Genomic DNA, 26415 nt, shown 5'->3' on the forward strand with positions numbered 1-26415 from the left:
TTTCAGGGAATGCATATCAGACGGAAGGCAGTACGGCGCCTATATTCAAGCCGGCCGCACGGTGCAGCAGGCGGGCGGCGAAGGCGATATCGAAGACGTTGAGGCCGAAGCTGGAAAAATAGAGCGACGCGCCGGCAGGTGGCTGCCAGCCATCCAGAAGGATGGCTGGCAGGTCCGCTGCCACGCGGTCGGGGCCGAACTCGCCGGCGCGATACATTTGAAACAGGCTCTTGGCGCTCTTCTCGGCAAAATCGCCCCAGAGATCGACGGCGACGACATCCGTCGCCGCGATCGTTTCGAACAAAACCTCATGGAAGCCGATCTGCATGATCAGCCGACCGGGCCGAACCGTCGAAGGGCCGATGAAAGGGACCGGCGCCGAGGTGCAGCATATCACAACGTCAGCCTCGTCCAGCGCAGCGTCGAGATCGTCATACGCGAGGATACGTGTGGCACCCGGCGTCACCCGATCCAGCAACCGGTCGAGATGGGCTTTCGTGCGGTTCCAGAGATGGATCTCCTGAACAGAGGGGAACAGCCGCACCAGCATGTCCAGATGGGTTTCGGCATGGGCGCCGGCACCGAGCAATGCAACGGATGTGACGCCGCCCGGTTTCAGCGCCCGCATGGCGATGGCGGAAACGGCAGCCGTGCGCATACGGGTCAGAAGCGCGCTTTCGACGCTACCGACCGGCGCACCGTCTGAGAGTCGGTTTATGATCGTGATACTGCTGATGCTTGGCAGGTCGCCCGTTGGCTCTGCTCGATGGACCGTCCATTTCAGTCCGGCTGCATCGTAGCGGCCACCGACGAAGGCCGGCAGGCCGTAGGCCTTGTTGCGGGGATCGGCGCCGAGCGGCATGACGCTTTCGGCAACCATGCCCGCCTGTCCGTCGTGCAGCAGCCTGATCGTCGTCTTTATGTCCTCGACAGCTGCCGCCCAGTCCAAGGCGCCGGCCTTGATCGCATCCGCGCGGGAAAGGTGACGGATGGTATTCATCGCGCAGCCTCCTCAGCTTCGTCGGCAATCAGATCGAGCCACAAGGCGATAGAGTCGATGAAGCGACGGAAGCCTTCCAGCGTCATGAACTCATCGATGCCATGGGCGTTGCCGCCGCGGCCGGCACCGGCCAGAAGGAAAGATTTCGCATGGCGGGCAAAGGCGTAGGCCGGTGCTGCGCCGATTGCCCAGGGCCAGATCTGCGGGCGTGCAAGCGCCGTCTTTTCATAACTCTTCAGAAGCGGCCCGATACCTGGCGCATCAGCCGCGAAGCGGGAACCGGGATAGCTGTCGGTGACGGCCAGGACCGCACCGGGGACCGTTTCGAGTGCCTGCCGATACCGGGCGAGAAAATCGGCGGGATCGAGAGACGGGGGGGCACGCAGCTCGAAACCGGCGCGGGCGCCATAAGGTATGACGCCATCGGAGCCGAGCGGCATGCTTTCCAGGCTGGATATGTTGAAGGAAGCAGTCGAAAGGACATATTGCAGCAGCGCGAGGCCATCGCCTTCCAGCGCGAAAGTTTCCGTCCGGCGGAAGTGCAGCTCCGCGGCGGGATCGAAGGTCAAGGCCAGGTTTGCGATGACGGCCTTTGCCTCCTCGTCGATCGAAATCCTGGCAAGTTCGCCTGTCGGCGGCTTGCCGATCAGCGACAACGCCTCAACCAGCCGGCTGGCGGGATTGGCGATCCAGGGCGCGTTGCTGGAATGGACCGCAGCTTTCGGGCCTCCCCAGGCACCACCCTCGACCCGGACCTCACCCTTGGCGATGCCGGAAAAGCCAAGATAGAGGCGTGGCGGGCCGCCGCCATATTCGCAGAACGACGGGAATATCGCAGAGGCGCTCGGCCTGACCGGGCAGGACGGATCGGCGAGATAGTCACGCATGGCGCGGCTGCCGCTCTCTTCCTCGCCATCGACAAGGACCTCGACATTAACGCGCAGCCGGCCGGCCGACGATAGCGCCTTGAGCGCCCAGAACATGCCGGCAAGCGGTCCCTTGTTGTTTTCGGCTCCGCGCGCGACGAAGCTCTCGCCGATCTCCGGCAAGTCGACGATGCCGCCGCAGAACGGATCGACGGACCAGCCGTCCGGCGTGGCCGGCATCACGTCGTACATGTTGTAGAGAATGACCGTGGTCGCGGCGCCGACGTCGATGCGGGCGTGGATCACCGGCGGGCGGTCCCCCGACGGATCGGAGCAGATGATCTCGGCTCCGAGCTGGTGCTGCAGCCAGCAGCGGACCTCGTCGGCTTGGGCACGCAATGCCTTATCGTCGCCCTTGACCGACGGGATAGCGCACCAGTCCTGCGTCAGTTGCAGCGCCTCGTCGACTGTCCAATCGTCGATCATAGCCTGATCCTCGGGTTAAGCCAGACATAGGTGAGATCGACGAGGAAGTTGACGACCACGAAGACGGCAGCGGCAAACAGCACGACGGCCTGTACAACCGGGAAGTCGCGGTTCTGGATGGCTTCGACGGCAAGCCGTCCGATGCCGGGCCAGGCGAAAATGATCTCGGTGACCAGAGCGCCGCCGAGCAGCGAGGCGAAATACATGCCCTGAACGGTGATAACGGGGATCAGCGCGTTGCGCAGCGCGTGGTGGACGATGATGCGCCAGGAGGAGATGCCCTTGGCGCGCGCGGTGCGGATATAGTTCTCGCCCAGCACCTCGATGAGGCTGGCGCGCACCAGCCGGGTGATGGCACTCAGATAATAGGCGCCCAGCGCGATCGACGGCATGATCAACTGGGCGGCACTACCGATGCCGCTCGACGGCAGCCAGCGAAGCTTCAGCGAAAAGAAGATGATCAGCAGCAGTGCCAGCCAGAAGACCGGAATCGCCTGGCCCAGCAGCGAAATGACACGGATTGCGAAATCGATGGCACTGTTCTTGCGGATGGCCGCGATGGTTCCGAGCAGGAAACCAAGCAGCGAACTCCAGACGAGAGCCACGCAGGCAAGCAGCGCGGTGGCCGGCAGGCGTTCGATAAGGAGATCGAGCGCCGGGCGATGGAAGCGCAGCGAGTTGCCCAGCTCTCCCGTCACGGCACTTGCAAGAAAGCGACCATACTGGAGCCAAATCGGATCATTGAAGCCCATCGCCTGGCGGAAGGCCTCGATTTCGTCACGCGACGCGTCCGGCGACATCATCAGCGCAGCCGGATCGCCGGTGAGGAACAAGGCAAAGAAGACGATCACCGAGACGCCGAACATGACGACGATGCCCTGCAGTGCTCGTCCTGTGATGAAACTCAAGGTCTTCATGGTCTTTAAACGTTCCTGCTGTCGGCACGTCGCACGAGCCAGTCGCCGATGAGATTGCAGCCGATCACCAATGCGCCGATGACGAGACCCGGATAAAGCACCAGCCAATTGGCAAGCAGGATATAGGAACGGCCCTCGCCGATCAGGTTGCCGAGGGTCGGGGTGGGGGGCTGCACGCCAAGGCCGAGGAAGCCGACGGAGGCCTCCAGGATGATCAACCTCGGCAGGTCGAGCGTCATCAGCACCGTCTGCGGCCCGACGATATTCGGCAGCACATGGCGGAAGATGATGACCATGTCGGACAGGCCGATCGATCGCGAGGCATCGATATATTCCAGCTCGCGGATTTCCAGCGTCTTGGCGCGGGCGACACGGGCAAAGACCGCCCAGCCAGTGACGCCAAGCACGACGACGAGATTGCCCATGCTCGGGCCGATCACCGCGACGATCAGCAGGATGAGAAGAATGAAGGGAATGGCGAGCTGCACGTCGACAGCGCGCATGATGATGATGTCGAACCAGCCGCGGTAATAACCGGCGATCATGCCGAGCGTCGTGCCGAGCACGACTGAGATGACTGAAGCGGCGATGACGATCGACAGCGAGATGGCTGTGCCGAGGCCCAGCCGGGCGAGAAGGTCTCGCCCGAGCTGGTCGGTTCCAAGCGGATGGAATTGCCCGCCGATAACAGAAAGTGGCGGCTTGAATGTCGCGGTCAGGGTTCCCCGTACCGCGTCGACTGGCCAGAGGAGCGGCACGAAGACACAGAGCAACAGAACCACGACCAGAAGGAACGTTGCGAACAGGGCATCCGCATTGTTCCGGACATTCCAGAACCGTGTCATGCTTGGCCTATTTCTTCCTGATGTCGAAGACCGGGATACGGGCGTCGGGGCGTCCTTCGAAGGTAACCGACTTCGCCTTACCGTACAGCGCGTCTTCCTGGTAAAGCGGGATCACCGGAACCTGTTCGGCGGCGAGATCCTGGATCTGGGCCAAGACCGCCTCACGCTTGGCAGGATCGACGATCGAGCGGCTTTCATCGAGCAGCTTGTCGAGTTTCGGAATGGAGGCCGTCGAATAGGGTTCACCCGTCTTGAAGATTGCGTAAACGGCCGCATCGGCATCCAGCGTCTGGGTCGAGCCCCAGCCCAGCATGAAGATCGGCCCCTTGCGCGGCACCTGCTGGACATAGACCGACCAGTCGAGGACCTCCTGTTCGACCTTGACGCCGATATCACCGAACTGCTGGGCGATCGCCTGGGCGACCTCGCCGTCCTTCATGTAACGGTGGGTAGACTGCATCTTGATCGAGAAGCCGTTCGGGAAGCCAGCTTCGGCAAGCAGGTCCTTCGCCTTCTTCGGATCATAGGCCGTGACCGGCAGATCCTTGTAGCCGAAGTCAGCCGCGCCCACCTGCGTGCCGCGCGGCGATGCCATGCCCTGCAGGATGTTGGTGACGATCGATTGGCGGTCGATTGCGGCGTTCAGCGCCTGGCGGACCTTGACGTTGTCAAGCGGCTTTTCGCTCATCACGAGGCCGAGATAGATGGTCAGGCCTCCATTCTTGACCTGCACGAGGTCGGCGTCCGGGCTTTCCTTGATCATCGGTGCGATATCGACCGGGACGTTCTCGATCAGGTCGACTTCACCGGTCAGCAGAGCGGTGATCCGGGCAGTCCCATCAGGGATGGCGCGCCAGGTGACCTTGTCTATCGACGGTGCGCCGCGCCAGTAATCCTTGTTGGCTTCCAGAATGACGTGCTGGTCCGGAACGAACTCGACGAACTTGTACGGGCCGGTGCCGACTGGCTTGCGAGCGAAGACATCGTTTCCGACTTCCTTCACGTATTTCGGCGGCACGATATAGGCCGGATAGCGGCTCATGCGGGTCGGCAGAAGCGGATCTGCGCTCTTGGTCTTGATGCGAACGGTCAGCGGATCGACCACCGAGACGCTGTCGATCGTCCGGATATAGGAAACCGTGGGCGACTTGGCATTCGGATCGAGAACGCGGTCGAGCGTGAATTTAACGGCTTCGGCATCGAAGTCCTCGCCGTTGTGGAACTTAACGCCCTCGCGCAGCTTGAACTCCCAGGTCGTGTCGTCGATCGCCTTCCAAGAAGTCGCGAGCCCCGGGACGAGCCTCATATCCTTGTCGCGCATGACCAGCGTATCGAAGATATTGTCGACGATCGTCGCGCTTTCCCGCAGGAAACCGGGATCCATCGCCGTGGTGGAAGCGCCGCGTCCGACGACGAGATCGGCAGCGTCAGCGTTTGCCGTGGTCAGGGGCAGCAGCATGGATGCCGCAAGCGCGAGGGCAGCAAGTCTTTTCATGGGACCTTCACTTCCTTTGGAGTTCGTATTCACATTCGATTTTACTCCAGGCTTCCCACAGGGAAGGGCTGTTAATAGATGGACGATATATGATATATCCTGTCTGGACAAGATGTAGGCAATTTCGAATCCGTGGTAAAAAACGGGCAATTTTTCTACCCGCGAGGATAATGTGAGTACGGCTTTGTTCAATGCGGCTCCGCGAAAGAGCCTTGTGACGCATGTCGAGGATGAGATCCGCATGGCTCTCATCGAAGGTCGTCTGGAGCCGGGGACACGGCTTGTCACAAAGGACTTGGCGGACTCGCTCGGAATGAGCATTACGCCGGTGCGTGAAGCGCTGGTGCGTTTCGCAGCCTCCGGCGTCCTGACCGCGGAACCTGCACAATCCTTTCGGGTGCCGACGATGACAATGGCGCAATATCGCGAGATTTCCGAGATTCGCAAATCGGTCGAGGGCCTCGCTGCATTCAATGCTGCAAGTCAGATCAGCGGCAAAGAGATTGCGCAGATGCGGGTTCTTCTAAAAAAGTACTTGGCAGCGAAGACGGCGAAAGACCAGCATCTGGCCCTTGCCCTGAACAAGGAGTTTCGCTTCGTACTTTATGCCGCAGCTCGCATGCCAACCCTTCTGGGCGTCATCGAAATGCTTTGGCTGAAGGCAGGCCCTGGCTTTAATTATCTCTATCCGGAGGTCCAGTCCGCTTCCGGCGATCACCATAACTACGACGATCTGATGCGGGCTCTGCAGGAGAAGAGCGCAGATGCGGCTCGCGCCGCGATCGAGCATGCGATCTCCGACGGTGCGCGAATTGTCATAGAGGCATTGCGGCAGCGCGAAGAGCCATCGGCAGCGGCGAAATAATGGACCACGCAAAAAGCTCCAACCGCAAGATCCGCACTGCTGCCCACTGGGGCGTCTATGAGATAGAGCCCGAAGCCACCGGTGGCGTGTCGATCCGCGGTGCAGCGGAGGATGCCGATCCGTCTCCGATCGGCCTTCATATGGCATCAGCAACGCTGAAGTCGGTGCGGATCGCAAAGCCTTCGATCCGCAAAAGCTGGTTGCAAAGTGGACCGGGCGCCAACCCGCATTTGCGCGGCCGCGAACCTTTCATTGAGGTGGAATGGGACGAGGCGCTCGATCTTTTGGCGCGCGAATTTCAGCGTATCCGTGAAAAATTCGGCAATGAGGCGATCTTCGGTGGCTCCTATGGCTGGGCCAGCGCTGGCCGCTTTCACCACGCGCAAAGCCAGGTGCACCGTTTCCTCAACCTGATCGGCGGTTATGTTGGCAGCGTCGACAATTACAGTCTTGCGGCGGGGCGGGTGATCCTGCCTCACGCGATCGCATCGACCGAGATCCTTCTCGACCAACACACGTCATTCGACGTGATGGCGCGGCATACCGAGCTGTTCCTTACCTTCGGCGGCGTGCCGGTGAAGAATGCCCAGATGTCTGCCGGAGGCGCCGGGCGCCACCGCGTGACGGCCGGCATGAAGGCGATGGAAATGGCCGGCACGCGCTTTGTCAATGTCAGCCCGGTGTCTGATAACATGCCGGTTGACAGCGAATGGCTGGCTATCCGCCCGAACACGGACGTGGCGGTCATGCTGGCGCTTGCCTATGTGCTGGATACCGAGGGACTTGCCGATTTCTCGTTCCTGCAAAGCCATTGCGTCGGCTATGAGCGTTTCAGGCCCTATCTCCTCGGCGAGAACGACGGCATTGCCAAGTCCCCGGGATGGGCATCCGTGATCTGCGGTATCGATGCCCGACGGATCACCTCGCTGGCGCGGGAAATGGCGACCAGCCGGACGATGATCAACGTCTCATGGTCGCTGCAGCGCGCCGTGCATGGCGAACAGCCATTCTGGATGACGGTGACCTTGGCGGCCATGCTAGGCCAGATCGGCCTACCCGGCGGCGGCTTTGGCATTGGTTACGGCGCCTTGAATTCCGTCGGCCACGACAATCCCCGCTTCAAGTTCGGTGCTTTTCCGCAGGGGAAAAACCCGATTTCCACGTTCATTCCGGTCGCGCGCATCACCGACATGCTGCTCAATCCCGGTGACGGCTTCACCTATAATGGCAAGGCCTTTGTCTATCCCGATATCCGGTTGGTCTATTGGGCCGGCGGTAATCCGTTCCATCATCATCAGGATCTCAATCGTCTCTTGCAAGCTTGGCAGAAGCCGGAGACCATCGTCGTCAACGAACCCTACTGGACGTCAACGGCGAAGCTTGCCGATATCGTGCTGCCGGTCACCACTCCGCTGGAACGCAACGATATCGCATCCTCCGGCGGCGAAGACCTGATCGTTGCGATGAAAAAGGTCCAGGCGCCTTTCGGACAGTCACGCAGTGATTTCGATATTTTCGACGATCTTTCCAAGCGGCTCGGCATCGATTTCTCAGAAGGACTTGATGAGAGCGGATGGCTGAAGCGCATCTATGCATTGGGTCGCGACACCGCTGCTGCAAGGAGCATCGATCTGCCGGAGTTCGGCGATTTTTGGGAAGCCGGCCTCATCGATCTCGGGCCGCGGGCCAAGCCGGTCGTGATGCTGGAGGCCTTCCGCCACGCGCCGGACGACAATCCCTTACCGACCCCATCCGGCCGTATCGAGATTTTTTCTGAAACCGTCGACAGCTTTGCACTTGAAGATTGCCCTGGTCACCCAACCTGGTTCGAGCCGCCGGAATGGCTGGGCGCGGCTTTGCGGGGCGGCCAGGAACTGCACATGATTTCAGATCAGCCCGTGCGCCGGCTACACAGCCAGTTGGACGCCAGTCCACACAGCAAAGCGGGTAAGATCAAGGGCCGTGAGCCGATCTTCATGAACCCGGAGGATGCACAGGCCCGAGAAATTGTTGGAGGGGATCTCGTCGAAATCCACAATAAGCGCGGGCGGGTTATCTCTGGTGTGGTGATTTCTGACGCGATCATGCCAGGTGTTGTGAGGCTGTCGACAGGCGCATGGTTCGACATGGATCACAAGCGTGATCTGGAACGGCACGGCAATCCCAATGCCTTGACCCTGGATACACCGTCATCATCGCTGTCACAGGGTTGCAGCGCGCAAACCTGCCTTGTTCAAGTTAGGAAGGTTGATGTCGAACATGCAGGAGTCGTTGAGGCTTTTGCTCAGCCTCACTTCGAAGCGAGATAAGATGCAAGCACTCATGAACACGATCCCCCAGGTCGCGGCCACATTCATATGGGCCGCCATCGTCCCGGGTGGAGGCGTGGTGGATGGCCGATACTGCCGGAACTGCAAGGTCGCACCAGTCGGGAGCGGCCGTGACCAGCCTGATCCTCGTCATCCTCGGCCAGGCCGATCTCTGTATCGGCTTCGGGGCGCTTGAACGTCGACTACAATGTGCGCGTTCGCCCGAACGAGCGCAGCAAGAGATTAAGGGAAACGGCGACCTTGTCGATGTCGGGAATGTCCTGCGAATAGTGACCAGTGTAGAGTTTCACAATCATGCTGTCGCGAGCGGCGCCACTGAGTTCGAAATACAGGTGCATGTAATAGGCTTGCTTATCGCCGCTGCGACTTATGCTCCTTCGTCGTTGAGTGACCTGCCTGAGCTCTGCCTTGATCGGGGTGAAGCCGGCGAGTTTCAGCATGACCGTTTTGGATTGAAATCGCGCCATGATGGGGACAGCAACGACCGCCTTGTCCAGCGCCAAACTTACGACTCGGCCGGGGATATCGTCGACCGTGGCGGTTTCATCGAGTTTGAACGCATCAAACAGGCGTCGAGGCTTCTCAAAACAGATCAGGGACGCGATGAGCAAGACAACGATATTGATACCTGACCAACAGGCGGCGATCGTCGAAAACTGACCCTGTATATGCGAGGTTTCCGGCACGATGTTGACCAGCAGACCCAGGACGGTGACCGCGATCAGGCTTGCGATCCATGCGAAACTGTAACGGTCGAACAGGTTCGACTCGTTGCCGCTGCCCTTCGGCGTCACCCTGAACGGCTTGCCAAATGGCCTCACCAGGCTGGAGACCACGGTAGGCAACATGCGGAATGCCGCAAAGGTCCCGACTGCGCTGGAGACCACAGGCAGATAACGCGTCGGCGTGATCCACAGCATAAGCAGAAAATACGCCGCCAGCAGCGGCACCTGATGCGACACGTAATCAGCGATATCCGTGAAATAGAGCGGGAGCATGCCGAACCAGAGATAGACGATCGGGACGAGCAATATCATGAAGCGGACCGGATACTGTACCAGCCATGATATCGGCAGGAACATGATCCGTTGAAAGAGCGTCAATCCGGGTCCGCGCAGCGGGCCATTGTACAGGTAAAGAGTTTGAATACCCCCCTGACACCACCGTTCGCGCTGCACAAAATAACCTGTCAGGTTTTCGGCGGCCAATCCCATCGACAACCGCTCATTCAGATAGCGCGTCTTGTAGCCTTTATTGAGCATTGAAAGGGTTGTCAGCAGGTCTTCTGTGATCGACTCCGTCGGAAACCCGCCTATGGTGTCGATGGCCTTACGGCGCGCAATGGAGCATGACCCGCAACAGAAACTGACGTCCCAGGCGTCTCGGCTCGGCGCGATCTCATCGAAGAACAGGCGCTGCTCGTCTGGCCAGATATTCTCCAGGCCCAGGTTCGATTGCACCGGATCGACATTGAAGAAATGTTGAGGTGTCTGGACGATGCCGATGCTATCATCGCAAAAGAAGGGCAGCGTCCGGCGAAGGAAATGTCGATAGGGAACAAAATCCGCGTCGAAGACTGCAATAAACTCGCCCGAGCTCACCTTCAGCCCATTGTTCATATTGCCTGCTTTGGCGTGCTTGTTGTCGCCGCGCGTGACATGGATGACGTTCTTCTCCTCGCAATAGGCCTTGAGCCAGTCCCGGCGCTGGTCGTCAAGCACATATACGTTCAATTTGTCGGCGGGATAATCCAGCGCACGCGCGCCGATGATGGTTCGCTCAAGCACGTCGAGCGGCTCGTTATAGGTAGGAATGAAAACATCTACAGCCGACAGTTCACGCTCGTCTCGCTCAAAGAAAACGCGAGCCAACCTGTCGGCTTCTCCGCTTCGATCGACGTAGCGGCTCATCAATATCAAAAATAGGACCACCTCGACGCAGGCGAGAATCTCGACCACAAAAAGGATCCAGACCCAATAGAAATTCAGGCCGTCGTTGGGATAGGGAAGGACAGTCTCGGTCAAGCGCCAGAACATGTATCGCAATGCAACTGCTGCCACAAACACGCAGGTCACCGCCCGTGTCCAGGTGCGATGGCGCGACCAATTGAACGGCCCGAGGCAAAAGAAGGCCAAAACGAGAAGGGTTGGGATCAGCGCTACAAGATACTGAACCACAGGTTTTTAACCCAATTGGACACCGAGATGCCGTGTTTGGGAAACCGCACCTGCACGGTGCGCCCCACTTGGCAGAAGTTCGCAAAATCCTCGTTCATGAAGGATGGATCGAGGTGGACCCGAATGCGAGCGTTACGCTGTGTCGATGGCGGCAGACTGGCTGCAAAGGAATCGGTCTCGACAGCCGCCGAGCTGCCTCTTACGGAAATGACCGCACCCTTGAAGACATCGCTGCGGCCGAACAAGCGCACTTGCGCGGCAAGTCCCGGATAGATCTCGTCATAATTGACCTCGGGAACAAGGATATCGACAAACATCTCCCGACAGTCGAGGAGGCGCATCAGCTCGTTATTAAGCACGACATTCGAACCGTTGACGATACTCCTGCTCCAAACAACGCCGTCAAACGGCGCTGTTGCTATTGCAGATTCAAGGCTTCCGACGCGGTTTTCCTCTTCGATCAACTGCTTTTGAGCTTCCGCGGCGCGTGTCTCATTTTCCGCGATGCGTGAGTTCAAGTCGCTGATGCGAACGGTAACTTCGTCCTCGCGCTGTCGCGAATAAGGCACATCATTCTGTCCGTCGCCGAAGACAAAGATACCTTGGCGGACGGCATTGAGCCTCTGTTGCAATTGATCGACCGTTAAATTGCTGATTTCGACCTCGCCGCCAGTCGCAACTCCGGCAGCGCGGGCAGCCTCAACCAGCTTCTGCGTAAGAATGCCTTTTGACTCAAGCTCCATCCGGCGGTTCAGGTCGACCTGCGCGACCAGATCCTGGGCTTGCGACACCTCGACTTTCTTCCGCAGGATTTCGACTTCGCGTTCAAGATTGGCAATGGTGGTTTGCCTATAGACCTCCAATCGAGCAGATAGCTCTTCGCGAAGTTGGGAGAGCTCATCCCGCTCCTTTTTCAGCGCTGCGACGCGGTCGAGCGCTGTGTTGCGATCCGCTTCGAGTGAGGCGAGAATCGCGCGATTGACGCGCGGATTTCTGATCTCTGCGAGGGCCTGGCCCCCTTTTGCCGGGCTACCGACCTTGAGAGGCTCTTCTGCAATCGTGCCATCGATTGGGGCATTAACGACAGCGAAACGCGCGTTGACCGTACCGTCAAGGCTCGTAAACCCGGTGATCGCAGGCAACGAGACGATGATCACGAGTGCCAGTATAAGTAGACCGACAAGAATGCGTGTGATGCGATGGTTCCAGATCATATTGGCATCCGAAGGTATCGCTTCAGCATCCATTGTACCCATCAAGTTGGCACAATGGATGCAACCAGATATTGCATATTTAACGCATTGAAAATCAAAAGACAAGTGCTGGTCGCAACCGTGCGGTTTTGTGCAGCGATGCAATGAGCTTCGGAGTTAATCATTGCCTAAAAGAACAGGACGCAGTTGTCGTTATCCTCGCATCCCGAAAATTATCGTTCCGCACATTTCTGCTCGGAAAAGAATATGATAAGTAGCTTATACACGTGAGGCTCAGCCGCTTCCCTTTAAGGGGCTGTGCGGAGATTTTAGCCGCAAGAACGATTGTTCACTCTCAATTTCAACAGCCCGGATCGGCTTATGCGCTGGAGGGATTGGATGGATACGGAATCTGGATCTGGAGATGACCTCCCCGTGAGGCAGGAATGGCCGGCCGACCTCGAGCGGCGGCGCTGGCCGCGTGAACCGGCGGCACAGAAAGAGCACCGCTTGGGTGTTCCGCCTGCGCTGGCGCCCTTGCGTTTCTCGACGCAGGACCTGCCGCCGAAGGAACAATTTCAAGCCTGGCGCACGCATATGGCGCCGATCGTGGATGTCCATTTACCGGACGAAAAATCCCCGGACGACGGCTTTCTTGCCGAACAGATCGGCTGGCATCTCGGCGACATACTCATCATCCAGCAGCGCGCGCAGGCATACAGCTTTGTTCGCGATCAAGCCATGCTGCGATCGAGCCCGATTGACCACTGGAACATCGGCCTGCTTCACAGCGGCCGGGTCTGGGCCGAGGTCAGCCGTCACGTAACAGAGGCCGGTCCCGGCGAGGTGTTTTTCAGCTCTCTGGGTTATCCCTGTCGCGGGCGGATCATTGATTCAGTCGCTATACTTATCTTCTTGCCCTATGAATTATTGGCTGCGAATGCGGGCCTTCTCCACGGTGCCAACAACACGCTCCTGTCCGGTAGCCTGGCTGAACTGCTCAGGACCTATATTACCGGTCTGGAAACGAACCTGAGCAATCTGACGGCGGGGGAAGTGCCGCGGATCGTACAAACGATCTCCGATATGCTTGTCGCATGCGCTGCGTCATCCACAAGGCCGGATATGGGCCAGATCCAGACCGGCATGGGAATGATGGAGCGGGCGCACCGCTACATTCACCTCAACCTCCATTCAGACAATTTGACGCCCGACGTCCTGTGCCGTGCGCTGGGCATCTCGCGTACACGGCTCTATCAATTGTTCGAAGCGAGCGGGGGCGTCTTTAACTACATTCGCAAACGCCGATTGCTGCAGGCATATGCGGATCTCAGTAATCCGGCCGACAACAGGCAGATCTCGGAGATTGCGGAGGCCGCCGGTTTCGACGCCGCAGCCAATTTTACGCGCGCCTTTAGCCACGAATTCGGGCTCAGCCCACGTGAAATCCGAAAAACCATAGCAACTGAGCGCCCGGTTGTCCCGGCTACGCGTTCCACGCGGCGTCATGGGACAACGATCGGCGATTGGCTACAGCATCGGCCCGAAAACCGGAATCGATTTTCGCAAGCCTGATGCGTGGATTCAAAGAGTTAGAGCGCCGTGCGTCCGAATGGACGCACGGCGCTCTAATGCTTGCAGGGTGATTTGATGCCATGGCAGAGGCCTTGCCTCAGCTAAGCCTGAGATCCACCCCCGGGTACAACTTCTTCAAGTTCGGAAGGGACTTCGACTGCCAGGGATATTCCGAGCTTCCGCGCACCGTGAATTGAACATTCGGCTTGTTGCGGACTTCAATCGTGAGCTTCGCGAGCAGGTTGATCCCGGAAGAATTGAGAAATTGTAGCCCGGTGAGGTCGATCGTGACGCGATCCGGCTTGGCGTCCAGAATATTCATGACAAGGGAAAAAATGGGTGCATAAGCCTCCGTGCTGGGCAGGCGCATAATCCCATCGAAGTAGATTTCCGTACCTTCCGACCAGACGCGATATTCTTCTTCCTTGATTTCCATATCGACCTCTCCCATCAATTCGCTGCATCTGGAACTGTGATGGATGCGTAGGTCTCCAGCGGAATTCTGCCGTCTGGCTTGCCTGCTCCAAAAACCCACGCAAAGTGAGCGCCATAATCACTCATGAGGGTCAGAAGTCCGAGACCTGAGCCCGTTAAATTTGCGCCAATTGCATTCGCCTCAATTCGTTTGATGAGAAGCTCGCCCGGATCGCCTATCGTGATTTCCGAAAGCAAATGCTGGAACTGCTCGGACGTTTCCTCGTCGACAAGATTGGAGACCTTGGCCCGGAAGACATTATTCTCAACCGAAGCCTCTACGACAATTTCGCCGGCTGCACGGAATTTTACTGCGTTCTCGACAAGCTCGTTCGTCAGATAACTGACACTGTGCCGGACCTCCCTGTAGAGGCTATGCGATGTGCGGTAGCGCAAGGCCACGACCTCGGCGACGAAATCCGACGTGATTGCGCAATGTTTCCAGCCGATATCGAGAGGCCCCTCAAAAAGGCGCAGCCTCGTGACATTTTCGCCTGTTCCAGTTGCCAGATCTTCCAGTCCATACAAGGTCGTCATTCGTTCACCTGTGTCTCATAACCACGAGTGTGATGTCATCGTGGATCTTCTGCGTGCCGATATGGGCCATCAAATCCTCGATGATCCCGGCCTTGACGTCCTCGGCGCTCAGGCCGTATCGCCGGCCGGCGCTCTCGCAAAGCCGCTCGATGCCGAAGAGTTCGCCGTTGCGATCCTCGGCCTCGGTCACGCCATCCGTGTGCAGAATGATTATATCGTCGCGGTCAAAGGAAACCTCGCGTGTCGCCACGAACGGCGAAATATCCGGTTCCAGTCCGATCGGCAGACCCAGATCAAGCGTATCGATCCGCTCCACCTTTCCGAGCTTTCGAACGACGATCAGTTCCTCGTGCTGGCCCGAAAGCGTCAGGCGTCCTTCGTCGTAGTCCAGGAAGGCGAGGGAAAGGTGCTTGTTGGTGCTGGTCCTGACGAGATTTTTATAAATGGCCCGATTCACCCTGTTGAGAAATTGCGAGGGGTCCATGTCGCCGGCCTCCTGCAATGCCCGCGCAATCGATTGGACCATCAGCATCAAAACGCCGCTTTCGAGGCCGTGTCCGGTAACGTCGCCGATGCCGATCTTCAACCGCGTTCCGTCCCTCAGGACATCGTAGTAGTCGCCCCCGACCTCGTCGGCCGGCCGCATGTAGGCCGCGATCTCCAGATCCGAAATTTCTTCCAATTCTCCGGCCTTGGGGAGAACCATCATCTGGATGCGGCGCGCAACCGCAAGCTCCGCCCCCAGGCGCAGGTTTTCGCTGCGCAATTGTTTATTCAAGCTGGAGATCTGCTGGTTCGCTTCTTCGATCTCCTTCGTTCTGTCCTCGACGAGCTGCTCGAGATTTTCGGTATGAAAACTGATCTGTTCAGCCATGCGGTTGAAGGCCATTCCAGCTTCTCCAACCTCATCACGTGTCGGTATGTCCACCCGAACGGAATAATCCTTGGCCTGAATGCGTTTGGCGGCTTCGGCGAGCGAGCTGATGCCTTTGGTGATGCGTTTCGATATGGCGAAAACGGCTGCGATGACGAAGCACAGCGATACGAGGAGTGCCAGGACCTGGTAGATCAGAATCCGGTTCGTTGCCTGTGAAATTCCAGCTTGAGCCGCAAACAGCGAAGCATAGATCTCGCGCTCTGGCACGACGATGCCGAGCAGCATGGCTTCGCGTCTGACAGGGCCGGAAACCCAAAGGTTCGTCGGTCGCAACTGCTTCAAGACGACGAGATAGGGAACCTTTTCGCCATTTTCATCAAGGCGAATATGCCGCAATAGCCCGTCCTCCCCCAGCGGTAATTGCGCGACTTCCGGCTGCGCACTCCCTTTCAGTGAACGGTTGAGACCCGTGACACCTTCACCGCCTTGATTGTTCGATGCCCGCAGGCCGATAATTTTCTCGCCGGTCGGATTGATGGCAACCACGTTGCCGTCCGACATGGCCAGAAATCCGAAGCCGCTGTCGGCAACTTTGACGCTCTCCACGATTCCAGCCAGCTGGTCGAGCGTGATATCCGTTCCGGTGGCGCCTGCGACTTTCGTCCGATCAGGGGACCAGAGTGGCTGAAAGAAGCTGACGATGAGCTTTCCCGTGATTGCATCCGTGTAAGGTGCAGTCTGAGTGATGTCACTATTGACTGGCCGCTGTCCTCTATCCTTGCCCCACTCCTCCCAGGACTCGTAAAGCCCGGGAAAAAAGAAGGTCCAGAATTCCGCGCTGTTATGGCCAGGATAGAGCTTGTCGAAGGTCTGGGCCTGGGCCGTGTAGGGCGCGGTCCTGAAGATTGGACGCTCTCTCGGGCCGATATAATACATCTGAAGCTTCGACAGACCGTCCGACAAGAGACTTGGCGCAACCAGGTCGAGGACCGCACTGTTTTCGATGTCCCTCTGGACCGCCGGCAATGGAAGGTGATCAGATCCCAGGAGATATCCCCAGACGCTGACGACCGAAGGCGAACCGGGCAGGTTCTGAGCCCATCCTCCTTTCGTATCGTAAACGACCTGGGTGGTTCCTGGAGAACCAAGAGCCATCGCCTGGCCGATCTGGGCTTCTCTCGAGGGGCGATCGATCTGGGCTTGAAGAACGCCGGCCAATGTGCTGACGTCGGAATGGACTTGGCTCAGGAGCAGGTTGACGTGTTCGGCCGTTGTTTCCGCGTAGGAGCGGATGTAGCCCTGATTGGCTTCCTCCAAACCTTGGCCGACTTCCGCGGCGGCATCACGAGAGAGCCTTTGCACGTTCCAAAGCGCCAGGCCTCCGGTTACCAGCAGGTCGAACAGCACGGCGCTGCCGACGACGAGGACGAACTTTGCACGAAACGAGTTCAAGCCAAAACGTGTGATCTGTCGACCGGCTGTGCTCATGACGGTTTGCGCCCGGACGCCGCCCAGATTGGCCAGCCGGCATAGCCCTTCGGATGAAGGGCCGCAAAGATATGGTCCCTGAAACCTTGGCGGAAACGTTCTATGAATTCGGACGAATCTCCCCGTCTGACAGCCATTTCTCCGGCATAAACAGTTTCCCAGGCTGCGATGACGTCGGCAAAATCCTGCGGGTCTCCATCGAGATTGGTGACCATGAAGGACTCGACGAGAATATCGTCAAAGCCGGCGTCGGCGAGATATCTGCGACTTTTCGGGCCGAGTTCCACGTCCATTTCGAAGTGGCTGAATAGCTTTGCGACTTGATGATACGTCCATTGGATGCTTTGCGAGCGGGGTTCTCCTAGGCAGTGCGAATTTTTCTCGTTGGTTATATAGACCCGCCCGCCCGGTCTGCAGATCCGGAAGAGCTCTTTCAGAAGCACATCCGGCCGGTTGAATATTTGAAGCGAATGGCGGCAGGTCACCAGGTCGAACTGGTTGTCTTCGAGCAGCATCTCCGAGGCGTCGCCGTAAGTATACTCGATATCGGCGATATTGAAGCTGGCGGCCATCTCGCGTGCATAGGCAAGGCTTGCCCTGGAATGGTCGAGCGCCACGATCCGCGTTGGCCGGAACTCTTTTTTGACAAGTGAGGCGAAATCGCCGATGCCACAGCAGATATCGGCCATCACAATCCCTGGCCGCATGCCGTGACGGGGAAGGATCATGCGCTCGTGGCGCCACGTCATTTTGGTTTGCGTGCGCAATATCGGAATGAAGCTCGTATCCTCGACGAAGCTCTGGCCGGGATAAAATCCCGAATCATAGACCTCTACCGTTACCCGCGGCTCGATGCTGCTCAAGTGCTTGAACATGCGTTCGGTCCAGCCGACGACACTCGAAGTCACCACCACGAAGCGAAGATCGGATCTTGTTCGGCAGGTGTCCAGCACAACGCGGGCAATGGCCTGAAAGGCGGTGTTGTTCATCTGAACGAGGCGTTTTACATTGATGTAGAGAACCCCTCGAACATCATCGACAGCCTCCTTGAGCATGAAAATGCTGGCGGCGATCTCATCGACGGAATACGGTCGGATCACGCCAGATAGGACGAATTCCTGGCTGTTGGAGTCGAATTCTGCATGGAAGGGTGTTGTGCTCAACGTATGCTTCCTTCAAGCGGCAGGTCGACCACCAATGTTATGGACGCTGGAGCGCGTTCCTCCAGATGCAGGCGGGCATCGAAATTGATTGCCAGATCGAGAAGAGTGACCTCCCTGTTTGGCGTCTGATCCATTGCAATGGCACTGAGATAACGCGCGATTGCATCTTTCTGATGAGTTCTCGACACTGCCTCGCGATAGAATTCTCGCTGTCCGGCGGGAGACGCGAAACTGAGCCTTACACGTTCCGTCGCATCGCATCGATAGACTGTGCAGTCCATCAAACCCTGCGGAGAACCACCGCGGAACGATACTTCCAGCAGTTCATTGAGAGCAAACGAGAAGAAATTCGAATGCCGAATAGGATCGGCGCGATTGTGACTGATCATCCGCGCCATGAAGGTCGACAGTTGATCGCAATGCTGCCAGTCGGAAAGAAATGTCGCCATGTCCATCTCGAACCGAAGGAGGGGCTTGAAGGCCACTTCCGGTGACTTGTCGCTGGCTGCATGCATATCGTTTCCTCCTCGCCGTATCCGCTCCGAGAGAATTCGAAAACTGATGTTCACATTCTCCTAGGATCCAAAGGTGGCGCTCGTCCGGAAATCGAGAAGTTCTCAAAGGCGACGGGCGGCATAAGATTGCTGAGGAACATACCGACCTCTTCGGCGGGCATCGGCTTGCTGAGGAAATATCCTTGCAGCCGGTCACATTTTGCTTTTTTGAGCCAAGCGGCTTGCTCTGCCGTTTCCACCCCCTCGGCAGTGACGCTCATGCCGAGCCCGTGGGCGAGTGCGATAATGGATTGGACGATCGTCTGACTTTTGTCATCGATCTCAAGATCCTTGATGAAATACTGGTCGATCTTGATCGTATCGAAGGGAAAGTTCTTCAGGTAGCTGAGCGACGAATAGTAGGTCCCGAAATCGTCGAGCGAGATCTGCACTCCCAGCACTTTCAACGTATTGAGGGTGTCGAGATTGTTGATTGTACGCTCTAACAACACAGACTCGGTAATCTCAAATTCAAGTCGGTCGGCGCGGATGCCAACGAGGTCCAAGGTCTGAGCAATGCGATCGGTAAGGCCTGCGTGCAGAAACTCCGCCGGGGAGAGATTGACAGCCACTGTAAAATGGGCGGGCCACGACATCGCTTCACGACAGGCCTGTTCAAGGAGCCATTGACCGATGTCGCTCATCAAACCGTCCGTCTCAGCCATGGGGATGAAGATATTGGGCGGGATGATGCCAACGACAGGATGATGCCATCGTAACAGTGCTTCGAAGCCGACGATCGAAGAGGGAGGTTGTACGAGCGGCTGATACTCGATGAAGAACTGGCCCTCTTTAAGGGCGGTCCGCAAACTGCGACGCAGCGTCTCCCGCTGCTCCAGAACCATGAGCATGGAGCGGTTAAACTTCCTTGCCCTGTGCCTGCCGTCCTTTTTGGCCGCATAGAGCGCGATGTCTGCCGCTTTCATGAGCTGTTCGAATTCGTTTCCATCCGCCGGGGCAACGGCAATCCCGACGCTTGCGCCGACAAAGACATTGATGCCCTCCACCGTGAACGGTTCCCTGAACGCACCGACGAGCGCTTCTGCCAGGCGCTCCGCCTCCCGAGGCTGGTTGGCTCTCCGCTGGATGACCGCGAACTCGTCACCGGCCAATCGATAAGCGAATTCCTGCTCCCGAAGCACGCTCCTTATCCGTTCGGCCGCCATCTTCAGGACGGTATCGCCCGCACCGTGACCCAATGTATCATTGACAGGCTTAAAATCATCGAGGTCGATCTGCATGAGGGCGAACTTTACCCCCTTTGATACCGGGAAGGCGCCCCGCAATTGATCGCTGAATTGCCGTCGGTTTGGCAGTCCGGTCAAAACATCGTGGGTAGCCTGATGAAAGAGAAGCGCACGGTCATTTTCAGCCTGGCTATAAGTCCCGCGCAAGTTCGAATCGCCGTCCGCCTCGACAACACCCAAGCCGCGAGGGCTGCGGAAAACCGTGAGTGTACGCTGATCTCCTGTCTTTGCGTCTGCGATCTCGACGTTTCGCGGCAATCCACTCGAAAGTACGAGTTCGACCGCAGATTTCGTCGAAGGGGCTAAAAGCTCCGGATAGACATGCCACAAGGTGGCGTCGACCAGAGAATCGACGGCATGCGTTTGCCGATGACTTGCCGAGCATTCGGTAAGATGAAAGCTCTCGTCATAAAGAGAGACGATCTCGTCGGTATTGGTAAGGAGATAGGTTTCGACAGAAGCAGACTGTGTCGCGTCGCCGTCCGGCATCCTTTGCTCCCCTTCCGTAAAGTCCTCTAGAGAACACCCACTGATCTAACTGCACTCGCTTGATTTTGGTGTGAATCAGATGATGCTTCTAATTTAGGGATTGCCGAATAATGATCGCAGAACGTGTCGCGGTCAATGCCACTCCACTGACGAGATAGTGGTTTTCCAGATTCCGCCGGTCTTGTGGAGGAGATCTCAGGATCTACTGCCCAGGCCGCATCAATCTCGGTCGCCTCCCATAGACGCAGGCACGCACCTCACCTCATCCGCCGGCCAGCAACGCCCTTGCGCGCTCCTCATCCGTGATCAGCGCGGTTGCGAGTCCGGCGTGCAAGGTGGCGGTGAGGATGGCGTGTTTGTGGGATCCGCCGGAGGCGACGATCCGGCAGGGGATCTTGCGGTAGTCGGAAAGATCGGGGGCGAGTACCTGGGCGTTCAGCGGATGGGCGACGGGGCGTCCCTCGGCGTCGACATAGCGGCCGAGCAAGTCGCCGACGGCGCCGACGTCGATGAGGTCGCTGACATCGGTTCCGGGCGGCAGGCCGTAGCGCACCTGCAGGGATTGCCGTGTCATGTCGCCGACGCTTAGAAATGAAATATCGACCTCGCAGGTCTGCCGGAAGATCCGCTGGAAGACGGATTGCGAAATGATCGCCTCGCGCGAATGCGGGCTCTCTGCATAGATAGGTGCTGCGAAATAATGACATTGCGCCTTCAGGACCTGTGCGAAAGTGCGCACGATCTCGAACGTGTTGATCTCCGAACCGCGCGTCAGCCCGCCCATCATCGAGCGTACCTCGATCTCCGGCTCGTTTGCCGGCGTCATGTGAATGACGGTTTCCCTGAGCGTCGCCCCCCAGCCGACGCCGATGGAGCGGGGCTTGCGGGCCTGGATCAGCCGGTCGAGATAGGCGGCGGCACCGCGGCCGACCGCCTGGTGCAGAAGCTGCGGATCGGCCGGGGTCGGAACGACGATCGCTGCCTCCAGGCCGAAACGTTCCTGTAGGCGCGATTCGAGCTCCATTCCGGCGGCAAGCGGCGATGCGAAGCTGACCCTGACGATGCCTTCCTCCAGAGCTGCGGCCAGAAACTCGTTCACCCTGCGACGGGTGAGGTTCATCCGCTCGGCGATCTGCGCCTGGGTCAATCCCTCCACGTGGTAGAGCCAGGCCGCCCGGATTTTCAGCTCACCAAAATCCATAAAATCTTCATCCTGAATTCGTCGGCGTTACAAATATCACATTGGTGTAACATATGTAACGTAATGCGCTCGGCATGACGATAGAACTTCTGATCTTCGATTGCGATGGCGTATTGATCGACAGCGAGCCGGTGGCGAGCGGCACGCTGGCGCAGGCTCTGCAGCGCGCCGGTGTGCCCTTGAGCCATGCCGAGGTGCACCGCCGCTTCACCGGTCTTTCGGGCGAGGCGGGCCGCCGCCTTTGTATGGAGGAACTCGGCCTCGCCGATCCCGACCGCGTCTTCGCCGATGCAAAAAGCGCACTCTACGAGGAATTTCCCCGTTCGCTGCAGCCGATGGCCGGTATGGAAAAGCTGGTGCGGGATCTCAAGCAGCGTAAATGCGTGGCGTCCAACAGCGACATGGAGCGGTTGCGCCGCAGCCTCGGTCTTTTCGACCTCTGGGCGGAATTTGCCCCGCATATCTACAGCGCGGAGATGGTGGCGAGGCCGAAGCCCGCACCGGATCTCTTCCTGCTCTGCGCCGAAAATCTCGGCGTCGAGCCCGGCCGTTGCCTTGTCATCGATGACAGTGCGCTCGGGATTGCGGGTGCTGTGGCGGCCGGCATGGCGGCGATCGGCTTCGTCGATCCGGCTGATCCGCGCAGCGGGCGGCACGAGGCGCTGAAGGTGGCAGGGGCCTTGCGAACGGTCGAGGGGGCGGGGGAATTGGCGCTCGCTCTTGCGGCGCTTTCGTCTTCTGAAAAGGAAAAGGCCTCTTCTGAAGGGAAACCGGCGGTGGAGGCCGCTGGCTGATCTCGCGAGGGCGGATGCTTTCGCGCGCTGAATGGCCCTTCGCGGCATCCGCGACGGGCGGCTGTTACCGAAACTTCATGAAGCCGTCGTTCAGGCGACATGGAGCCGATCCTAAGAACGAAGGCCGCGAGCCGGGGAGCCCGCCGGTCAAGACACAAGGAGTTTCCGATGATTTCCATCAATCGACGCGGCGCGCTCGGCCTGCTCGGCGCTACCGCCGGTACGCTTATTCTGCCGCGCATGGCTTTCAGCCAGGCCAAGCGTCCTTCCATCACCATCGCGGTGCAGAAGATAACCAACAACAACTCGCTCGACGTCTATCACGAGCAGTCCAACGTCGGCGAGCGCATCTTCTATCCCAACCTCTGGGAAGGTCTGATCCTGCGCGACTGGATGGGCAACCAGGGTCCGGTTCCGGGTCTTGCGACCGAATGGAAGCGCATCGACGACAAAACGCTGGAACTGAAGCTGCGCCAGGGCGTCAAGTTCCACAACGGCGATGAAATGACCGCCGAGGACGTCGCCTTCTCCTTCTCCAGGGAGCGCGTGTTCGGCAATACGGAACCTGCCGGCGGCAAGACCATCTTCGAAGACGATCACAAGCCGACGACCGCCAAGGAACTGCCGGCTTCCATGCCCGGTACCGGCCGTCGTCTATGGCCGGCGCTCGCCGGCATCGAAATCGTCGACAAGTACACCGTGCGCCTGCACAACGCCACGCCTGACGTGACGCTCGAAGGCCGCCTCTATTCCGCCGGCAGCCAGATCACCAACCGCCGCGCCTGGGATGAGGCTGCAAGCTTCACCGAATGGTCGCGCAAGCCGGTCACGACCGGTCCCTACATGGTCGGCGAGTACAAGCCCGACGTTTCGCTGACGCTCGTCGCCTTTGACGAATATTGGGGCGGCCGCCCGCCGCTCGAGCAGATCCGTTTCGTCGAGGTTCCTGAAGTCGCAGCCCGCGTCAACGGCCTGCTTTCAGGCGAATACGACTTCGCCTGCGACCTGCCGCCGGACCAGATCGACGCCGTTGAGGCTGCTCCGGGCTACGAGGTCCAGAACGCGACGATCTGGAACCACCGCGTTTCGGTCTTCAACATCCAGAACTCGATCCTTGCCAACCCGCTGGTGCGCCGCGCCATGACGCACGCCATCGACCGTCAGGCGATCGTCGATGCGCTCTGGGCCGGCAAAACGGTTGTCCCGGCCGGTATGCAGTTCGAATCCTTCCGCAACGGCGACATGTTCATCGAAGGCTGGGCGCCTCCGGCCTACGATCCCAATCTCGCCAAGGACCTCTTGAAGCAGGCCAATTACAAGGGTGATGCGATCCCCTACCGCCTGCTCAACAATTACTACACGAACCAGACGGCGAACGGCCAGATCATGGTCGAGATGTGGAAGCAAGTCGGCCTCAACGTCGAGATCGAGATGAAGGAAAACTGGGCGCAGATCCACGATACGGCAGGCGTCAAGGGTATCCGCGACTGGTCGGCTTCCAATACGATCAACGACCCGATCACGCCGCTGGTCGTGCAGTTCGGCCCGAATGGCGATGCCCAGCAGAAGAAGGAGTGGACGAACGCGGAGTTGAACAAGCTCTCCGTCGTCATGGAAACTTCCACCGACCGGGCGCAGCGCAAGAAGGCCATCGCCCGCATGCTTGACATCGCCGAGCGCGAAGACCCGGTCTATCAGGTCCTGCACCAGAATGCCGTCTTCACCGGCATGAAGTCGTCGCTGAAGTGGAAGGCCGCTCCGGCCTTCGCCATGGACTTCCGCGCCACCAACTGGTCGATCTGATCGGCTCGTCACTCCGGTCTCCGGCGGCTTGAGGGCTGCCGGAGATCCTCTTTTATGGTGCAAGCGAAAAGCGGGGATGAAAGATGGGCGCGACCGGCTCCAATCTCGTGGAACTGCGTGGCCTGACGGTCGCCTTCGACGGCGTGCAGGTTCTCCACGGCATCGATCTCGACGTCGCCAAAGGCGAGGCGCTCGGCCTCGTCGGCGAATCCGGCTGCGGCAAGTCGGTCACCTGGCTTGCAGCCCTTGGCCTGCTGCCGGGCAAGGCGAGTGTCTCCGGCTCGGTGCGGCTGGAAAGCAACGAACTTGTCGGCGGATCGCGTACTGTGCTCGAAAGCGTGCGTGGCAGCCGCATCGCCATGATCTTCCAGGACCCGTCCAGCTCGCTCAATCCGGTGCTGCGCATCGGCCGGCAGATCTCCGAGGCGCTGAGGCTGATCGACATGGTCGGTATTCCCGATGCGCGCCGCCGCTTCGATCTCTACCCGCATGAATTTTCCGGCGGCCAGTGCCAGCGCCTGATGATCGCCATGGCGCTTGCCGGTGAGCCGGACCTTTTGATCGCCGACGAACCGACAACGGCTCTCGATGCGACGATCCAGGCGCAGATCCTCGATCTCCTGATCCGCCTGCGTGCCGAAACCGGCATGGCGACCGTTTTCATCAGCCACGATCTCGGTGCCGTCAGCCAGGTCTGCGAGCGCGTCTGCGTCATGTATGCCGGTCGCATCGTCGAGGAGGGCCGCGTCGAACAGCTCTTCTCCGAGCCGCGCCACCCCTATACGCGCGGCCTCTTCGATGCCATTCCGCGCCTCGATGGCGGCCGCGAACGGCTGATCCCCATTCCCGGTACCGTTCCCAATCCGAAAGACCTGCCGCAAGGCTGTTCCTTCTCGCCGCGTTGTTCACGCGCTGTCGAGGCCTGTCGCAGCGAGCGCCCGCCGCTCGTGTCCCTTGATGACGGCCGCAAGCTCGCCTGCACGCGGCCGGTGCCCGTCGCGGCTGCGCCTGAGACCTTGACGTCCCGTATCGTCGAAGGCCTGCTTCAATGACGCCGCTTATCGAAGCCCATGATCTCGTCCGCATCTATCAGATCCGCCGCGGCCTTTTCGGCCGCCCGACGCCGGTGTGCGCCGTCGATGGCGTGTCTCTCCAGGTCATGCCGGGCGAAACACTTGGCATCGTCGGCGAATCCGGCTCCGGCAAATCGACGCTCGGGCGCATGCTGCTCGGCATCGACGATGCGCAGGAGGGCAGCGTTCGCCTTCAGGGGCGGGCCATGCCGGCGCGCAACACCGCCGAATGGCGCTCCTTGCGTGCGAAAATGCAGCTCGTCTTCCAGGACCCGCTTGCCGCGCTCGACCGCCGCGTGACGATCGCCAAGCAGATCGCCGAGCCGCTCGAAATCCACAAGCTCATCCCGAGGGAGCACCAGGCGTCGCGCGTAACGGAACTGATGAGGGCCGTCGGCCTCCGCGATGACCAGGCCGATCGTTATCCTCACGAGCTTTCGGGCGGCCAGCGCCAGCGTGTGGTGATCGCCCGTGCACTCGCGTCCCGGCCGAAGCTCATCGTCTGCGACGAGCCGGTTTCGGCGCTCGATGTCTCCATCCAGGCGCAGGTCGTCAACATGATGCGCGACCTGCAGGAAAAGAACGACATCGCCATGGTCTTCATCAGCCACGACCTGAAGGTGGTGCGCAATATCGCCGACCGTGTCGCGGTCATGTATCTCGGCCGCATCGTCGAGGAGGCGTCCTCGGACGCCATCTTCCGCGCGCCGCGGCATCCCTACACGAAAGCGCTGGTGTCCAGCGTGCCCGTTCCCGGCAAGCCGCTCGAAGGCCGCGTCATCCTGCAGGGCGAGCCGCCCAACCCGGCGAGCCGCCCCTCCGGCTGCGCCTTCCACCCGCGCTGTCCGCTGGCGCGGGACGTCTGCCGTTCCGTCGTGCCGGAACTCCTCGATATCGGCGAGGGCCGCACCGCCGCCTGCCATGTCGTGGCCGGTGAAACAACGCCGGTGGCGGCATAGGAGGCTT

21 protein-coding genes are annotated in these 26415 nt (G+C 59.3%); 7 read left to right on the plus strand and 14 right to left on the minus strand.

The features are described from left to right. Nucleotides 1-16: 16 nt before the first annotated feature. From ACK9YZ_RS32405 to ACK9YZ_RS32425, 5 genes are read right to left on the minus strand one after another with little or no spacing between them, the layout of a single operon-like run. Nucleotides 17-1000 (minus strand): hypothetical protein, encoded by a 984-nt coding sequence (locus ACK9YZ_RS32405; RefSeq protein ID WP_416067532.1) that lies wholly within the window; start codon nucleotides 998-1000, stop codon nucleotides 17-19. Beyond that, complete coding sequence (locus tag ACK9YZ_RS32410; RefSeq protein ID WP_416067533.1) at nucleotides 997-2352, minus strand: M20 family metallopeptidase; 1356 nt, start codon at nucleotides 2350-2352, stop codon at nucleotides 997-999. The genes ACK9YZ_RS32405 and ACK9YZ_RS32410 overlap by 4 nt, the downstream gene beginning before the upstream one ends. Next, on the minus strand, nucleotides 2349-3269 hold the full coding sequence (locus tag ACK9YZ_RS32415) for an ABC transporter permease (RefSeq protein ID WP_416067534.1): 921 nt from the start codon (nucleotides 3267-3269) through the stop codon (nucleotides 2349-2351). Before ACK9YZ_RS32415 ends, ACK9YZ_RS32410 begins: the two co-directional genes overlap by 4 nt. A 5-nt stretch (nucleotides 3270-3274) precedes the next feature. Next, nucleotides 3275-4114 carry an ABC transporter permease gene (locus tag ACK9YZ_RS32420; RefSeq protein WP_216759611.1) on the minus strand — a complete coding sequence of 280 codons (840 nt, stop codon included), beginning with the start codon at nucleotides 4112-4114 and terminating at the stop codon, nucleotides 3275-3277. Between the two features lie 7 nt (nucleotides 4115-4121). Then, nucleotides 4122-5609, minus strand: coding sequence for an ABC transporter substrate-binding protein (locus ACK9YZ_RS32425; protein ID WP_416067535.1), 1488 nt, complete (start codon nucleotides 5607-5609; stop codon nucleotides 4122-4124). Between the two features lie 172 nt (nucleotides 5610-5781). Between ACK9YZ_RS32425 and ACK9YZ_RS32430 the strand changes: the two genes are divergently transcribed. Continuing rightward, a complete protein-coding gene (locus tag ACK9YZ_RS32430) occupies nucleotides 5782-6474 on the plus strand; it encodes an FCD domain-containing protein (RefSeq protein ID WP_416067536.1) in 693 nt (230 codons plus the stop codon). Then, nucleotides 6474-8783 carry a molybdopterin guanine dinucleotide-containing S/N-oxide reductase gene (locus ACK9YZ_RS32435; RefSeq protein ID WP_416067537.1) on the plus strand — a complete coding sequence of 770 codons (2310 nt, stop codon included), beginning with the start codon at nucleotides 6474-6476 and terminating at the stop codon, nucleotides 8781-8783. Before ACK9YZ_RS32430 ends, ACK9YZ_RS32435 begins: the two co-directional genes overlap by 1 nt. A 203-nt stretch (nucleotides 8784-8986) precedes the next feature. On the opposite strand, the gene ACK9YZ_RS32440 is transcribed toward ACK9YZ_RS32435, so the two are convergent. Together ACK9YZ_RS32440 and ACK9YZ_RS32445 are read right to left on the minus strand one after the other, a co-directional pair. Next, nucleotides 8987-10981 (minus strand): glycosyltransferase, encoded by a 1995-nt coding sequence (locus tag ACK9YZ_RS32440; RefSeq protein WP_416067538.1) that lies wholly within the window; start codon nucleotides 10979-10981, stop codon nucleotides 8987-8989. Then, nucleotides 10963-12195: an HlyD family secretion protein gene (locus ACK9YZ_RS32445; protein ID WP_216760885.1), complete on the minus strand. Its 1233-nt coding sequence runs from the start codon at nucleotides 12193-12195 to the stop codon at nucleotides 10963-10965. Before ACK9YZ_RS32445 ends, ACK9YZ_RS32440 begins: the two co-directional genes overlap by 19 nt. 378 nt (nucleotides 12196-12573) lie before the next feature. Here ACK9YZ_RS32445 and ACK9YZ_RS32450 point away from each other — a divergent pair, with 378 nt between their 5' ends. Then, nucleotides 12574-13749, plus strand: coding sequence for a helix-turn-helix domain-containing protein (locus tag ACK9YZ_RS32450; protein WP_416067539.1), 1176 nt, complete (start codon nucleotides 12574-12576; stop codon nucleotides 13747-13749). A 97-nt stretch (nucleotides 13750-13846) separates the two neighbouring features. Here ACK9YZ_RS32450 and ACK9YZ_RS32455 read toward each other — a convergent pair whose 3' ends face one another. The 7 genes from ACK9YZ_RS32455 to ACK9YZ_RS32485 all read right to left on the minus strand — a co-directional run bounded on the left by ACK9YZ_RS32455 (nucleotide 13847) and on the right by ACK9YZ_RS32485 (nucleotide 21779). Continuing rightward, nucleotides 13847-14185, minus strand: coding sequence for a slr1659 superfamily regulator (locus ACK9YZ_RS32455; protein WP_216759606.1), 339 nt, complete (start codon nucleotides 14183-14185; stop codon nucleotides 13847-13849). Nucleotides 14186-14199: 14 nt separating this feature from the next. Continuing rightward, the gene (locus ACK9YZ_RS32460) at nucleotides 14200-14760 is read right to left on the minus strand and encodes a slr1658 superfamily regulator (RefSeq protein WP_216759605.1); all 561 of its coding nucleotides are present in this window, start codon (nucleotides 14758-14760) and stop codon (nucleotides 14200-14202) included. Between the two features lie 4 nt (nucleotides 14761-14764). Beyond that, entirely contained in the window at nucleotides 14765-17125 is a 2361-nt protein-coding gene (locus ACK9YZ_RS32465; RefSeq protein ID WP_416067540.1) for a SpoIIE family protein phosphatase, read from the minus strand. Beyond that, entirely contained in the window at nucleotides 17122-18288 is a 1167-nt protein-coding gene (locus tag ACK9YZ_RS32470; RefSeq protein WP_416067541.1) for a class I SAM-dependent methyltransferase, read from the minus strand. The genes ACK9YZ_RS32465 and ACK9YZ_RS32470 overlap by 4 nt, the downstream gene beginning before the upstream one ends. Further along, nucleotides 18285-18803, minus strand: coding sequence for a ubiquinone biosynthesis methyltransferase UbiE (locus ACK9YZ_RS32475; RefSeq protein ID WP_416067542.1), 519 nt, complete (start codon nucleotides 18801-18803; stop codon nucleotides 18285-18287). The genes ACK9YZ_RS32470 and ACK9YZ_RS32475 overlap by 4 nt, the downstream gene beginning before the upstream one ends. A 50-nt stretch (nucleotides 18804-18853) precedes the next feature. Further along, the gene (locus ACK9YZ_RS32480; RefSeq protein ID WP_416067543.1) at nucleotides 18854-20578 is read right to left on the minus strand and encodes a putative bifunctional diguanylate cyclase/phosphodiesterase; all 1725 of its coding nucleotides are present in this window, start codon (nucleotides 20576-20578) and stop codon (nucleotides 18854-18856) included. Nucleotides 20579-20840: 262 nt separating this feature from the next. Then, nucleotides 20841-21779 carry a sugar-binding transcriptional regulator gene (locus ACK9YZ_RS32485; RefSeq protein ID WP_416067544.1) on the minus strand — a complete coding sequence of 313 codons (939 nt, stop codon included), beginning with the start codon at nucleotides 21777-21779 and terminating at the stop codon, nucleotides 20841-20843. 74 nt (nucleotides 21780-21853) lie between these two features. On the opposite strand from ACK9YZ_RS32485, the gene ACK9YZ_RS32490 reads away from it, so the two are divergent. From ACK9YZ_RS32490 to ACK9YZ_RS32505, 4 genes are all read left to right on the plus strand, one after another. Then, nucleotides 21854-22573, plus strand: coding sequence for an HAD family hydrolase (locus ACK9YZ_RS32490; protein ID WP_416067545.1), 720 nt, complete (start codon nucleotides 21854-21856; stop codon nucleotides 22571-22573). A 168-nt stretch (nucleotides 22574-22741) separates the two neighbouring features. Further along, on the plus strand, nucleotides 22742-24376 hold the full coding sequence (locus ACK9YZ_RS32495; RefSeq protein WP_416067546.1) for an ABC transporter substrate-binding protein: 1635 nt from the start codon (nucleotides 22742-22744) through the stop codon (nucleotides 24374-24376). An 83-nt stretch (nucleotides 24377-24459) separates the two neighbouring features. Beyond that, a complete protein-coding gene (locus ACK9YZ_RS32500; RefSeq protein ID WP_416067547.1) occupies nucleotides 24460-25428 on the plus strand; it encodes an ABC transporter ATP-binding protein in 969 nt (322 codons plus the stop codon). Beyond that, complete coding sequence (locus tag ACK9YZ_RS32505; RefSeq protein ID WP_416067548.1) at nucleotides 25425-26408, plus strand: ABC transporter ATP-binding protein; 984 nt, start codon at nucleotides 25425-25427, stop codon at nucleotides 26406-26408. Before ACK9YZ_RS32500 ends, ACK9YZ_RS32505 begins: the two co-directional genes overlap by 4 nt. The last annotated feature ends 7 nt before the right edge of the window (nucleotides 26409-26415 follow it).

Source organism: Rhizobium sp. ZK1 (assembly GCF_047782645.1).
Taxonomy (GTDB): Bacteria; Pseudomonadota; Alphaproteobacteria; order Rhizobiales; family Rhizobiaceae; genus Rhizobium.

Coding starts and splice junctions, on each gene's coding strand:
- ACK9YZ_RS32405 (WP_416067532.1), bottom strand. CDS start 1,000: ATGAATACCATCCGTCACCTTTCCCGCGCGGATGCGATCAAGGCCGGC.
- ACK9YZ_RS32410 (WP_416067533.1), bottom strand. CDS start 2,352: ATGATCGACGATTGGACAGTCGACGAGGCGCTGCAACTGACGCAGGAC.
- ACK9YZ_RS32415 (WP_416067534.1), bottom strand. CDS start 3,269: ATGAAGACCTTGAGTTTCATCACAGGACGAGCACTGCAGGGCATCGTC.
- ACK9YZ_RS32420 (WP_216759611.1), bottom strand. CDS start 4,114: ATGACACGGTTCTGGAATGTCCGGAACAATGCGGATGCCCTGTTCGCA.
- ACK9YZ_RS32425 (WP_416067535.1), bottom strand. CDS start 5,609: ATGAAAAGACTTGCTGCCCTCGCGCTTGCGGCATCCATGCTGCTGCCC.
- ACK9YZ_RS32435 (WP_416067537.1), top strand. CDS start 6,474: ATGGACCACGCAAAAAGCTCCAACCGCAAGATCCGCACTGCTGCCCAC.
- ACK9YZ_RS32445 (WP_216760885.1), bottom strand. CDS start 12,195: ATGATCTGGAACCATCGCATCACACGCATTCTTGTCGGTCTACTTATA.
- ACK9YZ_RS32450 (WP_416067539.1), top strand. CDS start 12,574: ATGGATACGGAATCTGGATCTGGAGATGACCTCCCCGTGAGGCAGGAA.
- ACK9YZ_RS32455 (WP_216759606.1), bottom strand. CDS start 14,185: ATGGAAATCAAGGAAGAAGAATATCGCGTCTGGTCGGAAGGTACGGAA.
- ACK9YZ_RS32460 (WP_216759605.1), bottom strand. CDS start 14,760: ATGACGACCTTGTATGGACTGGAAGATCTGGCAACTGGAACAGGCGAA.
- ACK9YZ_RS32465 (WP_416067540.1), bottom strand. CDS start 17,125: ATGAGCACAGCCGGTCGACAGATCACACGTTTTGGCTTGAACTCGTTT.
- ACK9YZ_RS32475 (WP_416067542.1), bottom strand. CDS start 18,803: ATGCATGCAGCCAGCGACAAGTCACCGGAAGTGGCCTTCAAGCCCCTC.
- ACK9YZ_RS32480 (WP_416067543.1), bottom strand. CDS start 20,578: ATGCCGGACGGCGACGCGACACAGTCTGCTTCTGTCGAAACCTATCTC.
- ACK9YZ_RS32485 (WP_416067544.1), bottom strand. CDS start 21,779: ATGGATTTTGGTGAGCTGAAAATCCGGGCGGCCTGGCTCTACCACGTG.
- ACK9YZ_RS32490 (WP_416067545.1), top strand. CDS start 21,854: ATGACGATAGAACTTCTGATCTTCGATTGCGATGGCGTATTGATCGAC.
- ACK9YZ_RS32495 (WP_416067546.1), top strand. CDS start 22,742: ATGATTTCCATCAATCGACGCGGCGCGCTCGGCCTGCTCGGCGCTACC.
- ACK9YZ_RS32500 (WP_416067547.1), top strand. CDS start 24,460: ATGGGCGCGACCGGCTCCAATCTCGTGGAACTGCGTGGCCTGACGGTC.
- ACK9YZ_RS32505 (WP_416067548.1), top strand. CDS start 25,425: ATGACGCCGCTTATCGAAGCCCATGATCTCGTCCGCATCTATCAGATC.